The following is a 13,152-nucleotide window of genomic DNA, read 5'->3' as shown; positions in this document are numbered from 1 at the left end:
GCATCTCTGTAAATTCGTCGTAACGGTCGGTGATCGCGGTTCGCATCCGGAACCGCGGTTCACGCAATCAGATTCGGTTGTCGTGTCAGTCCCGCGAGCGTCCGCAGGATGGAGAACGGCACCACCGCGCTGGTCCGCGGGTTGGCATCGCTCGGCAGATTCTCGATACGGATCGCGTAATGCCCGACCGGACCACTCGCCTCGACCTCGTGCCGAGTGAGCTCGGCAGCCGGATCGGCATACAGCTCGACGGAGACCGCACCGGCTCGCCCGACAGCAAAATCCACGGCGGCAGCGACGTTGAGAGACTTGGGAAACAATCGGGCGGCCTCCGACGGCGCGCCTCGGAAGACCAGCAGCGGCTCCTGCGTCTCCCGCACCCGGGCGGCCTGGCCGGCATCCATCCACGGTTGCACGAGAGCCTTCGGCAGTTTGGTCGAACGCACGAGCACCTCGTCGAACGGCGCAGCGTCGTGTGCAGCGGCCAGCAGGTCCAGTCCGCCCACCGCACCGTTGGTGCACACGAGCCGGCCCGGACCGGCGTCCCGCACGCGCAGCGCGAATTCGTCGTCGCACAGTGCACCCACGGACGACACCACGAGATCCCGTCCCGCTTCGAGGATGCGCACCGCATCGGCGCGCACCGCGTCCTGGCCTGCGCACTCGACGACCACATCGCACATCGTGAGTGCGGCGTCGAGTGTCACCAGCGGCGCAGGCGCGTCCCCGACCCGGGAGCGGTTGACGATCGCCACCAGCCGCGCGCCGGGGATCGCGTGCGCGGCCAGTCGTTCGCACACGACGGTGCCGATGCTGCCGTAGCCCAGGACCGCGACCCGCGTGGGCTCCGCGGGTGGGCAGGTCGTCACGGGGGCGGCCACTACAGCCCCCGTGACGACTGTTCGAGGGCCGAGAAGACCCGTGCGGGTGTCATCGGCAACGCGTGCATCTGCGCACCGGTCGCGTCGGCGATCGCCTGGGCGATGGCGGGAGCGACCGGCAACATTCCGCCCTCCCCCATGCCCTTCGCTCCGAAGGGACCGGCACCGTGGCCCTGTTCCTGGGTGATCGAGACGAAGCGGTCGGGGATGTCCTCGGCCAGCGGGACGCGATACAGCAGTGCTTCCGCATTGAGCAGTTCACCGTCGCCGTCGTATCGCATTTCCTCGAACAGAGCCTGCGCGAGACCGAACACCGCGGCCCCCTCGTCCTGTCCACGGCAGGCGATCTTGTTGATCACCTTGCCTGCGTCCCCGGACACCGCGAGCTGGAGCACCGTCACCTGTCCGGTCTCGATGTCCACCTCGACCTCGGCGGCCGCCCAGCCGATCTCCCAGAACACGCAGGGTGCCTCGAGTGGTGCCCGGCTGTCGTTGCGCGCCTTGAAGAAGCCGTCGGCCGAGAACTCGAATCCGGTGTTGCCGAAGACCGCCATGATCGTCGGGAAGAGCGGGTGCACCTCGCCGCCCGGTTCGTGCACCGTCCAGTCCTCGAGGACAGCGGTCCGAGGGTCCACCTCGAATTGGTCCGCCGCCCAGTCGAGTACCTGGCGACGCAGGTTCTCGGCGGCGCTGCGCACCGCCTGGCCCATCACCGCGACCCCCGAGGATGCGTTCGTGCCCTGGTCGAACGGCGTGTTGTCGGTGTCGATCTTCGTGTACACCACGCGGTCCGGGGAGCATCGGAGCACCTCTGCGACGATCTGGCACATCGCCGAGTGGCCGCCCTGACCCATCTCGGTGAGCGCGCAGTTGACGAGCACGTCTCCGCGGCTCGTGACCTTGACCCGCGCCATCGCGGGCTTGTTGATACCGCCGCCGTCTTTGACCCCGACCGCAACGCCCATGCCGCGCCTGCGTGGCCCGTCCGCGGCGCCCGGGGTGCGCTCGTGATAGCCGACTGCGTCCGCGACGACACGCATCCCTTCCTCGAGATCCGAATCGATCCCGGATTCGCCCGGCACGAACTCCTCGCCGAGCGCCTTGAGATTCTTGACGCGCAGCTCGTACGGGCTCATGCCCAGTCGCTGCGCGATGAGGTCGACCTGACGTTCACTCGCCCAGGTCGCCTGCGTGCCACCGAAACCGCGCATCGCTCCGGCCGGCACTGTGTTCGTGGTGACCACCCGGCACACGGAGTCGATGTGCTTCCAGCGGTAGGCGCCGGGCATGCGGTAACCGGCCTTCTCCGCGACGGCCGGGCTGTGCTCGGCGTAGGCACCGCCGTTCAACAGGACACTCGACTGTCGCGCCACGAACGTGCCGTCGTTCCTGACACCCGACTTCACGACGATCTTCGCGGCGTGCTGGGACACCGTCAGGAACACTTCCTCGGTGGTCATCGCGTACCGGACCGGGCGGCCTCCGCACAGCTGCGAGAGGCGGATCGCGATCGGATCGGCCTTGGGGCCGTTCTTCGCACCGAATCCCCCGCCGAGGAGCGGTACGTGGACCCGGATCCGGTTCTCCGGCAGCGAGAAGACGCGCGACAGCTCCTTGCGAAGGTTGAAGGGGCTCTGCGTCGATGTCCACACCTCGATCTCGTCGGCGGTCGCTTCGGCGACCGTCACGAACGGCTCGAGATGCATGTGGTTCATGCGCGAGTAGTAGAAGGTGTCCTCGAAGATCCGATCACACTGGTCCCATACGGCAGGATCACCGGTCTCGTAACGGAATTCGTAGGGGACATTCCTCGACGGACGCAGCGATGCCGAAGCGCCCGAACCGTACAGGGGAAGCGCACCGAACGGCTCCTCCGGAAAGATCTCCGGCGCTCCGTCGGCGAGCGCGTCGTCGACGTCGAACACGGCGGGCAGGATCTCGTACCGAACGTCGACGAGGTCGAGTGCGGCCAGCGCGGTCCGCTCGTCGACCGCGGCGACGGCGGCGACGACATCGCCCACATAGCGCACCGCGTCGACGGCGATCGCCGGCTGGTCCTTGACCATCGTGCCGTAGCACTGCAGACCGTCCGCCTCGTCGCGAGTGAACACCGCATGCACGCCGGGGAGTTCGCGCGCCGCGGCGGCGTCGATCGACACGATCCGGGCGTGCGCATGCGGACTGCGCAGGACCTTCGCGTGCAGCATGCCCGCCCGGGCGATGTCGGTGCCGTACACGGCACGGCCCGTCACCTTCGCGGGTGCGTCGGCGCGCGGGTCGTCTCGACCGACGAGCCGGTGCTCGGGCGGTGCCGTGGGCAGCTCGTGAACTCGGTACCCGTCCGTCCCGTCGACGTCGTGACGGAACGCCTCGACCAGAGTCATCGCGCGCCCTCCCCCGAGGTCGCCTCGGCGGCACGGTTCGAGGAGAGCTGTGCCGCCCGCTCGACCGATTCGAGGATCATCTCGTAGCCGGTGCACCGGCAGGTGTTCGACGAGATCCACTCACGAATCGTCGCCCGGTCCGGCTGCGGGTGTCGTCGGAGCAGCCCGGTGGTGAGCATCAGCATGCCGGAGGTGCAGTACCCGCACTGGTAGCCACCGCATTCGGCGAAGGCACGCTGCGGGGCCGAGAGTGCGCCGTCCGCGGCGGCGAGCCCTGCGACGGTCTCGACATGCGCGCCGTCGACCTCGAACGCGAAGGTCGAGCACGAGGCGACCGGGACGTCGTCGACGAGAACGGTGCACGCGCCGCACACGCCCCGCTCGCACGATGCCCGCACGCCCCGCTCGCCGTATTCGCCGCGCAGCACATCGAGGAGGGTCGAGTTGGACGCCACCACCGTGGCCGCGGGCTTCCCGTTGAGCTCGAACTCGACCGGGGTCGCGATGTCGCCGTCGTAGGCATCCGCTGCATCGCGGAGCCGGTCGTCTCCCGGTAGCTGTTGTGTGTCGTCACGCTCGATCATGTGCGTTCCCCTCTCCGTATGCCCGGCCGGCCGCCGCCGCGGCGAGCAGCCGCCGTGCGAGCACCGCGGTCACGTGGCGGCGGTAGTCGGCGGATCCCGAGTAGTCGGCGCAGTCGTCGGGTAGCCGGCCGGCAAGTTCCGCCGCCACCGCGTGCACGTCGAGTCCCTTCGGCGTCGCCGTCGCCGCCTCGGCTTCGAGCACGTACCCCGGCCGGTACTCCGACCCGGAAACCGCGCGTACCCGGAGTCCGGTTCCGCTGCGCCACACCGCGAGTGCGAGTGTCGTCGTCGGACGCATCGAGCGCTCGTAGCCGAACCACAACAGATCCGACGTGTCGACGGCGACCGCGGTCAACAGCCGGCCGGTGGCGTCGTGCTCGCGTCGCGCCCGGAGGGCACCGAGGATCAGCGGCATTTCGTAACGCGTTCGCCGCGCCATGAGGTTGCCGCCCACGGTGCCGGTGTACCGAATACGTACCGTCGCGATACGCGACCAGGCGTCGGCAAGCCCCGGAACGGTCCCGGTCACGAGAGAATGCGTCGACCCGTCGTGATGTGTGACGGCCGAGCCGATCCGCAGCACGCCGTCGTCGAAGGTGATCGCGCGCAGCTCCGGAATGCGCCGCACCGACACCAGCCGGGTGACGGACTCGCCTTCCCTCATGCGCGCCACCAGGTCCGAGCAGCCGGCAGCAACCGTCGCGTCGTCGTACCGCGCGAGCAGATCGGAGGCTGCGGCGACGGTGCCGGGACGATGCAAGCGGAACGGTGCGGTCGCGGACTGCGACTGCGCGACCCAGCCCGCACCGAGCGCCTGCGTGCGCATCAGGCCGCTTCCGTGCGGCGGAGCAGCTTCGTCACGTGGGCGCGAATCGAGGTGAAACGGGGATCTTCCTTCGTGGTGACCTGGTCGCGCGGCCTCGGCAGGTCGACCTCGATGGTTTCGGCGACCACACTCGGCGGCTTCGACAGCACGATGATGTGGTCGGCGAGGTAGACGCTCTCGTCGATGTCGTGGGTGACCACCAGGACGGTGATGCCGAGCTTCGCCTGAATCTGCAACAACAGGTCTTCGAGGTCCGCCCGCGTCTGCGCGTCGACCGAGGCGTACGGCTCGTCCATCAACAACAGTGAGGGATGACTCGCGAGCGCCCGGGCGATCGCGACGCGCTGCTGCATTCCGCCCGACATCTGCCACGGATAGAGCTTTTCCTTGCCCGACAGGCCGACCGCGTCGATCGCCTCCTGCACCCGCTCACGACGCTGCGCGGCAGGCAGTTTCCCGAGCGGAAAGCCGATGTTCTTGTCGACGTGCATCCACGGAAACAGCGACCGCGAGTAGTCCTGGAAGACCATCGCGAGCCCGTCCGGCACACCCGTCACGCGTTCGCCGTTGAAGGTCACAGCGCCCTCGGTGGGTGTGTCGAGGCCACTGATGATGCGCAGCAGCGTCGACTTGCCGCAGCCGGACGGCCCGACGATGACGCTGACCTTGCCTGCGGGCACATCCGCGGTGATGTCCCGCACCGCCATGTTCGTGCCGTAGGTCTTCGAGATCCCGTCGAGAGCGAGCGCGGCCGAGGTGCCGCCCGTGTGCTCTGCGGTGAGTTCGGTACTAGTCATCTTGAGCAGTCACTCCTCGGTGCCAAGCCAGGGCGCGCCGTTCGACGGCCTTGAACACGATGTTGAGAACCACCCCGAGAGCGGCGAGCACGATCAGGACGGCCCAGAAGCCGGTGTAGTCGAAATTGCGCTGAGTCATCACGAGTTGGTATCCGAGGCCGTTCTCGGCCTTCTGCAGTTCCGAGATGATCATGATGATGAGCGACAAGGACATTGCAGTGCGCACGCCCGCAAAGATCTTCGGCGCAGCGCCGGGAAGAATGATGCGTGTCAGAACATTCCACCGGGGTATCCGGAACACCGCGGCCGCCTGCATCCTTCCGACACCCACACTCTGCACACCGTCGATCGTGTTGAACAGGATCGGCCACACGACACTGAACGCGATGAGGAATATCTTGGGGCTGTCGCCGGTACCGAACAACAGGAAGAAGACACCGAGCAATGCCGGACTCGGAAGCGATCGGCCGAGATGGATCAACGGCTGGAACAGGGCTGTGAGAACCCGGCTGGTGCCCAGTGCGATTCCGATTCCGACGCCGAGCACGAGTGCCAGCACGAGACCGGCCATCGCGCGGTAGACACTCGGTATCAGGTGATCGAAGGTCGCATCGCCCAGGAATGCCCGGCTCGGGTCGGTGCCGAAGTAGTCGTCGAACACCCGGGTGAAGGCGTCGGCGGGGTTCGCGACGAACAGTTCGCCGATCTCGGACCTCGACAGCCCGTACCACGCCGCGACGATGACGACCGGAACGATCAGCCGCAATCCGAACCGGCCGGCCCGGTGCCACGCCCGCGAAGACCGCTTGCGGGCGTCCGTCGCCGTGGTCAGGGGACGCGCCCGTGGTGAGGTCGGTGTGGCCCGTTCGGTGGAGGCAACGGTCATTGCGCCAATCCCTTCTTCCACGCGAACACCTTGTTGTCGACGACGGCGAACACGCCGCTGACGACGACGCCGAGGACGCCCGCCACGACAGTCGCTGCGTACACGACGTCGAGATTCGTGGAGTTCGCACTGTTGACGAGGATGTACCCGCCGATGCCTTCACCATTGCCGATGAGCAGCTCGGCACTGACAGCGACGATCAGGCCGATCGACGCAGACACCCGAATACCGGTGAACGCGAAGGGAAGTGCGCTTGGAATCTTGATTCGAGCAAGGATGCCGAGGCTGCTCAGCCCTAGTGTTCGTGCGGTCTGCACCGCTGTCGCGTCGGTCCCGCGCACGCCGTACATCGTGTTCAGCAGGATCGGCCACACACAGGCGAGCGCCACCGTGATCGACAACGGCAGCATGCCCGCGCCGATCAACAACACCAGCACAGGCCCCACTGCCACGGACGGCAGGACGCGGAAGACCTCGACAGGAAGCTCGAAGGCGACGAACACCTTCGAGAACGCACCCATCAGACCCCCCAGCACCACGCCGGCGACAGTCGCGAACGCGAGCCCGAGCATCCATTCCTGCAATGTGAAGGACACTCCCTGCCAGAAGCTGTCTTCACCGAGTAGGGATCCGACGCCGCGCACGACATTGGTGGGGACCGGCAGGCCCGGCTTGTCGATCACGCCACTGCGGAGTACGAGTTCGGCCACCATCGCGGTACCGACGACACCGGCGACACCGTACGCGACCTGCTTGCCGCGGCTGAGCGGTTCGGCGAGGAGACTCATGGCTCAGTCCTCGGGCGTGGTGAATGTGTGCTCCGCGATGTCGAAGTCGTCCGGCACGAGGCCCTGTTCCTTCAGCATCGCGGCCACCGCTTCGAGGCCGGTGAGATCGAGCGAGGACGCGAAGACCGGAAGCACCATCGACTGCGCGACCTCGTCGGGAACCTTCGCGACTCCCGGCAGCCAGCTGCGGAATTCCGCTTCGCTGTCGGTGATTTCGCCGCCGGCGGCGTAGATGGCGCGCGCGAATGCCGCGGTCGTGTCGGGGTTTGCGTCCACGAACTTGTCGCCCGCGACGAACACCGAGGCGGCCAGATGCGCATTCGGCCCGGTGGTCACATCGGCCACCTGCCGCATGCCGGCGGCGCGGGCGGCGGACGAGAACGGCTCGGGCGCGTACCCGGCCTCGATCGATCCCGCCTGAACGCCCGCGACCATCTCCGGGAACGGCACCTCGATGAAGTTCGGGGCGACGTCCTTGCCCTCGCTCTTCGCGAGATTGTTGAACGTGACATCGCCGATGTTGCGAGTCGTATTGGTGCCGAGAGTCTTTCCGTCCAAGTCGTCGATCGTGCGGATCGGCGAATCCGGATCGACGAATACCATGCCACTGCCCTCGCCCAAGGACGCCGTGTGGGCGACATTGGTGACCGGCGCACCCTGCGCCTGCGAAATCGACGACGAGATCGAGTTCGCGATCGCGAAATCGAGCTCGCCGGAGGCAACCTTCTGGATGCCGATCGGCCCGCCCTGGATCGGCTCGAGGGTGACCTTCAGGCCTTCCTTTTCGAACAGTCCGTGCTCGTCGGCCCAGTACACCGCCGCGTAGTCGGCGAGCGGAAGAACGCCCACCGTGACCTCGGTCTTCTCGAGCTCGCCGTCGGCTGCGCTCGCACCGGAACTCGCGCCACTGCAGGATGCGAGAACGAGGGCGCTGCCTGCGAGTAGTGCCGCTGCGGCGAAGCGGGTTTTCTGCATAGGAATCTCTCCGTTCGGGGAGGCCGCGGCCACCGGGCTGGGGTGCCGCTGGCGGTGCAACTGAGCGCCAAACATCTTGGGTGTAAGAGATTCTTACTGCCTTGCCGCTAAGAGGTCAACAGCAGGAAGGGCGCTGGTCGGAGGATTAACGCGCGGGTTACATGCACGGAATACCGCAGCCACGCGAGAGACGCAGGTCACAGCCTTGTGGGTCTCGAGACTCCAGCCGGAACGAGTCCGAAACTTTTTTCCCGAGAGTCGTACCAGCGCGCTTGCTACCGACCGGTAGCAACAGAAACGCGGCTACCGATCACATACACGCGACGCCCCGCCGTGTGGCGGGGCGTCGCGTGTCTCCGACCTGTATGACGAGTTCTGGCGGTATCAGGAGTTCTGGCGACTCTCGTCCGCGGCGCGCAGCGACCCCTCGAGTTCGGACAACAGGTCCGCGAGCTCACGACGGTGCCTGGCAGGCACCCCGGCCAGCATGTGGGTCAGCTCGGCGAAGTGCGCATCGGCGACGTCGTCGATCAGTTTGCGCCCGATGTCGGTGAGCGTCACGTAGACGACACGCGCGTCGACATCGTCGCGCTCGCGCGTGACGAGCCCGGCTTCCTCGAGTCGATTGACGCGCAGTGTCAGCCCACCGGTCGTCACGAGGGTCATCTTCGCCAGTTCACCGGCGGTGCGCCGATAGGTGGGCTCGGCACGGCGCAGACACGCAAGGACGTCGAAGCCCGCCTCGTTGGTGCCGAAGCGTTCGAAGAGCGAGTGGATCTGCGACCGGTACAAGAGGAAACTGCGGTGCAGCCTGCCGAAGATCTCGAGCCCGGACACGTCGAGTTCCGGGCGCGTCTGCGCCCACTGCCGGATAATCTCGCCGACACCGTCGACGAACTCCCCGTCTTCTCCAGCCATCTCACCACTCCCCAAAGGTCTTCCGGACCGCTGTCGACTCACCGGCGAGCGGAGGGACCGCACGCTTCGGACTTAACTTAGCGCAAAACTACTGTACGATTCTCGTAGTCGCCCCGCCACATGCTCGTCAGCGACACACGGCGACAGTTCGATTGTGAGGCAAGCCATGACCGCAGATTCGGCACACCCGGTGCTCGACGCCCTCGCGCGCGAGTGGCACGCGGGCCGATCGGTCGCGGCCGCTACGGTGATCTCGGTGCACGGGTCCTCACCGCGCGAACCCGGCGCAATGCTCGCGGTCCGCCACGACGGCACCGTCGTGGGCAGCATTTCGGGCGGATGCGTCGAAGGGGCGCTGTACGAGACGGCGCTCGAGGTCCTCGCCGACGGCCACTCGCGCATCGAGACCTACGGGCCGACCGGAGACCTGCTGGCCCCCGGACTCACGTGCGGGGGCTCACTCAGCGTGCTCGTCGAGCGCATCGACCGCGAGGCGATGCCGCAATTGGGCGCGGTGGCGGCCGCGGCGGCCCGCGACGAGACGATCGTGCTCGAGACGGTCCTCGACGGGCCCGCACGGGGCACGCACCGCGTCCGCGCGCGGGCGGACAACGAGCACAGCGGAATCGACGCCCACGGAAACCTGGTGCGATGTTTCGTATCCCGGCCGCGCATGATCGTAGTGGGCTCGACCGACTTCGCCGCCGAGACGGGTCGGCTCGCCCAGGCACTCGGCTATCGGGTGACGGTGTGCGACGCGCGGCCCGTCTTCACCACCCGTGCGCGTTTCCCCGACGTCGACGACGTCGTGTGCGAGTGGCCGTCCGACTACGTCGCGCGCGAACGCGAGGCCGGGCGGTTCGATTCGCGCACGGCCGTCGTGGTGCTCACGCACGATCCGAAGATCGACGTGCCGGTGCTGCTCGAATGCCTCGACGATGCACGATGGCCCGTTCCACCCGCCTATGTGGGCGCGATGGGCTCGCTCACCGCCGATGCGAACCGGCGACGAGCGCTGACCGACGCCGGCCTGTCGGCCCGGCAACTCGAGGCATTGTCGAGCCCGGTCGGCCTCGACATCGGCAACCGCGGCCCCGCCGAGACAGCGGTGTCGATCGCGGCCGAGATCATCGCGCGGCGGCGGTAATCCGTCGGCGCCAGGACCGGGGCTCGTGGTCGTTCACCGATTGCCGGTTTCGACCTCGGCGTCCGGTCGTGACACCCACTCGGACCACGAGCCGGGGAAGAGCGCGAGATCGAGGCCTGCTCGCCGCGCCGCGGCCACGACGACCGCCGCGGTGACGCCTGATCCGCAGTAGGTCGCGGTACGCCGTGTGCCGTCGACTCCGTGTGCGGACAACTCCTCCGCGAGTTCGGCCGCTGCCCGGAACCTCCCGTCCGACGTCAGCACCGCCGTGGACGGCAGGTTCGACGCACCGGGAACGTGCCCCGCGACCGGGTCGACCGGCTCGATCTCACCACGGAACCGTTCGGGCGCACGGGCATCGAGGAGCGCCCCCTCGGCCGCGAGACGCGCCGCGTCGTCCGCGGTGACGGTGGGCATCGCGCCGGAATACAGGTCTCGGTGGCCGACCGAGACCGAACCCGACGTCGCCGTGACCCGTCCGGTCTCGAGCTCTCCCCCGCTCTCGCGCCCCGCCGCGAGCCCGCCGTCGAGAATGTGGACGTCACCGCGGCCCGCGGCGCGCAGCACCCACCACGCTCGTGACGCCCCGGCCCGATTCCAGTCGTCGTAGGCGACGATCGTGTCCCCGTCGTCGACGCCCCACCGACGCAGTGCTCGCTCGAGTTCCTCGCCCTGGGGAAGCGGATGGCGGCCGCGCCCGGACACCGAGTGGTCACTCAGTTCGGTTTCGAGGTCGACGTAGACCGCACCCGGCACGTGGCCCGCCTCGAAGGCGGCGCGGCCGTCCGGTTCGGCGAGACTCCAGCGCACGTCGAGGACCCGCACCGGACGGTCGCCTGCGATCATCCGGGCGAGCCCGCGCGCGGACACGACGGGCGAACTGGCGGACATCGGCGCTCCTGTCCCGAGACGGCATGTGCCTGCCCGCCACCCTGCCACATTCACGAGCGACTGCCCGGCCGGAACCGTTGCTGGTGTGCACCTGCTCGAGGACCACCGTGCGCTCCCGGACGTAGAACCATCCGCACTCGTCTGGGCACCCGACATGGTCGGCGGCCGCCTACCTCCGAACGAGAGGCGACCGCCGACCATGTCACGGAGGAGCAGTCCGCGTGCTACCGATGGCGCACAGCGGATCCCCGGGTGCGTGGGCGACGCCCTATGCGCCGTACACCGGCGTGGGTGTCTCGGCCTTCGCGAGCAGATCCGTCACGACCGGCGCGAGCTCCTTCGGATCCCAGCGCGCGCCCTTGTCCTGACTCGGGCCGTGCCGCCAGCCTTCGGCGACCGTGATCTTGCCGCCCTCGACCTCGAAGACACGTCCGCTGACGTCCGCCGCCTCGGCAGAGGCGAGCCACACGACGAGCGGCGAGATGTTCTCCGGCGCCATCGAATCGAAGCCGTCGTCGGGTGCGGCCATCGAATCGGCCATCGCGCCGCCCGCGCCGAGCGTCATCCGCGTGCGCGCAGCGGGCGCGATCGCGTTGACCGTGACGCCGTAGTTCTTCAACTCCGCTGCCGCCTGGATCGTGAGCTCCGCGATGCCGGCCTTCGCCGCCGCGTAGTTGCCCTGACCGATCGAACCCTGCAGCCCCGCACCGGAACTCGTGTTGATGATGCGTGCGTCGACAGGTGTGCCCGCCTTGGACTGCGCCCGCCAGTACTCCGCGGCGTGCCGCAGCGTCGCGAAATGCCCCTTGAGGTGCACTCGCACGACCGCGTCCCACTCGGCCTCGCTCATGCCGACGAGCATGCGGTCACGCAGGAAGCCCGCATTGTTGACGAGCACGTCGAGCCGGCCGAAGGTGTCGATCGCGGTACGCACGAGGTTCGCGGCACCGTCCCACGACGCGACGTCGTCGCCGTTGACGACGGCGTCGCCGCCCGCTGCCTTGATCTCGGCGACCACCTGCTCGGCTGGATGTTCCTCGGTCGCCGAGCCGTCGAGGCCCGCGCCGATGTCGTTGACCACGACGCGTGCACCTTCCGCCGCGAACGCGAGTGCGTGCGCGCGGCCGATGCCGCGCCCCGCGCCGGTGACGATGACGACCCGGCCGTCGACCAATCCGCTCATGAAAACGTGCTCCTATGCTCGTGTGTTGCTGGTGCTGATGTCGGGGACGTCCGCATTCGCGGCGTCCAGGAATGCGGGGCGTTCGCCGCCGCCGTGGACCGTCAGGGTCGATCCGCTCACGTATGCGGCCTTGCCGGACGCGAGGAACACGGCGCAGTTGCCGATGTCCTCCGGCACGGCCATGCGGCCGAGCGGCACGGTCGCACCCACCGCCGCGATGCCGTCGTCGTCGCCGTAGTGCATGTGCGCGAGCTCGGTGCGCACGAGACCCACGACGACCGAGTTGACCCGCACCCTGGGGGCCCACTCGACCGCGAGCGATGTCGTGAGATTGTCGATGCCCGCCTTGGCGGCGCCGTACGCGGCGGTGCCCGGCGACGGCCGCGACCCGCTGACGCTCGAGATGTTCACGATCGCGCCGCCCGCGTCCTGCTGTTGCATCACGGCATTCGCGGCCTGCGCGACGAGCAGCGGTGCGAGCAGGTTCAGCTCGACGATCTTCGAGTGGAATCGTGGGCTCGCGTCGGCCGCGAGCGCGAACGGCGCTCCGCCCGCGTTGTTGACCAGCACGTCGAGCCGCCCGTGCCGGGCGACGATGTCGTCGATCATCTGCTGCACCTGGTCGGGATCGCGGATGTCGCACGCGACGAACTCGACCTCGCGGCCGTTCTCGACGATCGGCTCGTCGGCCGGTCGACGGGCGCACGCCACCACGACGGCTCCCTCGCGTAGGAATGCGCGGCTGATGCCGGCTCCCACGCCGCGTACGCCGCCGGTGACCAGCACTACCTGGCCGTCTGTCTCCATCTCGTCTACCTCCGCTGGTGCCGTCTGTCCGCCCGAACGTGCGCCTCGGGCCGGTGACTCGAAGCGCCGCGCGTGCTAACTTACC

The 13,152-nt window shown here is 68.3% G+C and carries 13 protein-coding genes; 1 reads left to right on the top strand and 12 read right to left on the bottom strand.

The genetic code is table 11. The features are described from left to right. Positions 1-59: 59 nt before the first annotated feature. The 9 genes from HCA44_RS05455 to HCA44_RS05415 form a co-directional block, all read right to left on the bottom strand. Positions 60-881 (bottom strand): aspartate dehydrogenase domain-containing protein, encoded by an 822-nt coding sequence (locus HCA44_RS05455; RefSeq protein ID WP_346764588.1) that lies wholly within the window; start codon positions 879-881, stop codon positions 60-62. Further along, positions 881-3,265, bottom strand: coding sequence for a xanthine dehydrogenase family protein molybdopterin-binding subunit (locus HCA44_RS05450; protein ID WP_169647517.1), 2,385 nt, complete (start codon positions 3,263-3,265; stop codon positions 881-883). The genes HCA44_RS05455 and HCA44_RS05450 overlap by 1 nt, the downstream gene beginning before the upstream one ends. After that, positions 3,262-3,849: a (2Fe-2S)-binding protein gene (locus tag HCA44_RS05445; protein ID WP_169647516.1), complete on the bottom strand. Its 588-nt coding sequence runs from the start codon at positions 3,847-3,849 to the stop codon at positions 3,262-3,264. Before HCA44_RS05445 ends, HCA44_RS05450 begins: the two co-directional genes overlap by 4 nt. Then, positions 3,836-4,675: an FAD binding domain-containing protein gene (locus tag HCA44_RS05440; protein ID WP_169647515.1), complete on the bottom strand. Its 840-nt coding sequence runs from the start codon at positions 4,673-4,675 to the stop codon at positions 3,836-3,838. Before HCA44_RS05440 ends, HCA44_RS05445 begins: the two co-directional genes overlap by 14 nt. Then, positions 4,675-5,472 (bottom strand): ABC transporter ATP-binding protein, encoded by a 798-nt coding sequence (locus HCA44_RS05435; protein ID WP_169647514.1) that lies wholly within the window; start codon positions 5,470-5,472, stop codon positions 4,675-4,677. The genes HCA44_RS05440 and HCA44_RS05435 overlap by 1 nt, the downstream gene beginning before the upstream one ends. Continuing rightward, positions 5,465-6,358: an ABC transporter permease gene (locus HCA44_RS05430; RefSeq protein WP_169647513.1), complete on the bottom strand. Its 894-nt coding sequence runs from the start codon at positions 6,356-6,358 to the stop codon at positions 5,465-5,467. The genes HCA44_RS05435 and HCA44_RS05430 overlap by 8 nt, the downstream gene beginning before the upstream one ends. Further along, positions 6,355-7,146 carry an ABC transporter permease subunit gene (locus tag HCA44_RS05425; RefSeq protein WP_169647512.1) on the bottom strand — a complete coding sequence of 264 codons (792 nt, stop codon included), beginning with the start codon at positions 7,144-7,146 and terminating at the stop codon, positions 6,355-6,357. The genes HCA44_RS05430 and HCA44_RS05425 overlap by 4 nt, the downstream gene beginning before the upstream one ends. 3 nt (positions 7,147-7,149) lie before the next feature. Beyond that, positions 7,150-8,121: an ABC transporter substrate-binding protein gene (locus HCA44_RS05420; RefSeq protein ID WP_169647511.1), complete on the bottom strand. Its 972-nt coding sequence runs from the start codon at positions 8,119-8,121 to the stop codon at positions 7,150-7,152. A gap of 384 nt (positions 8,122-8,505) precedes the next feature. Then, positions 8,506-9,039, bottom strand: coding sequence for a MarR family transcriptional regulator (locus tag HCA44_RS05415; protein WP_169647510.1), 534 nt, complete (start codon positions 9,037-9,039; stop codon positions 8,506-8,508). 166 nt (positions 9,040-9,205) lie between these two features. Between HCA44_RS05415 and HCA44_RS05410 the strand changes: the two genes are divergently transcribed. Beyond that, on the top strand, positions 9,206-10,186 hold the full coding sequence (locus tag HCA44_RS05410) for an XdhC/CoxI family protein (protein WP_169647509.1): 981 nt from the start codon (positions 9,206-9,208) through the stop codon (positions 10,184-10,186). A 33-nt stretch (positions 10,187-10,219) separates the two neighbouring features. Here HCA44_RS05410 and HCA44_RS05405 read toward each other — a convergent pair whose 3' ends face one another. The 3 genes from HCA44_RS05405 to HCA44_RS05395 all read right to left on the bottom strand — a co-directional run bounded on the left by HCA44_RS05405 (position 10,220) and on the right by HCA44_RS05395 (position 13,067). Continuing rightward, entirely contained in the window at positions 10,220-11,077 is an 858-nt protein-coding gene (locus HCA44_RS05405) for a sulfurtransferase (protein ID WP_169647508.1), read from the bottom strand. Between the two features lie 268 nt (positions 11,078-11,345). Further along, positions 11,346-12,260 carry an SDR family oxidoreductase gene (locus tag HCA44_RS05400; protein WP_169647507.1) on the bottom strand — a complete coding sequence of 305 codons (915 nt, stop codon included), beginning with the start codon at positions 12,258-12,260 and terminating at the stop codon, positions 11,346-11,348. A gap of 12 nt (positions 12,261-12,272) precedes the next feature. Further along, positions 12,273-13,067 carry an SDR family oxidoreductase gene (locus tag HCA44_RS05395; protein ID WP_169647506.1) on the bottom strand — a complete coding sequence of 265 codons (795 nt, stop codon included), beginning with the start codon at positions 13,065-13,067 and terminating at the stop codon, positions 12,273-12,275. Between the last annotated feature and the right edge of the window lie 85 nt (positions 13,068-13,152).

This window comes from Rhodococcus sp. HNM0569, from assembly GCF_012726205.1.
In the GTDB taxonomy this organism is placed as follows: Bacteria; Actinomycetota; Actinomycetes; order Mycobacteriales; family Mycobacteriaceae; genus Rhodococcus_F.
This window is presented reverse-complemented; position numbering and strand designations above follow the sequence as displayed.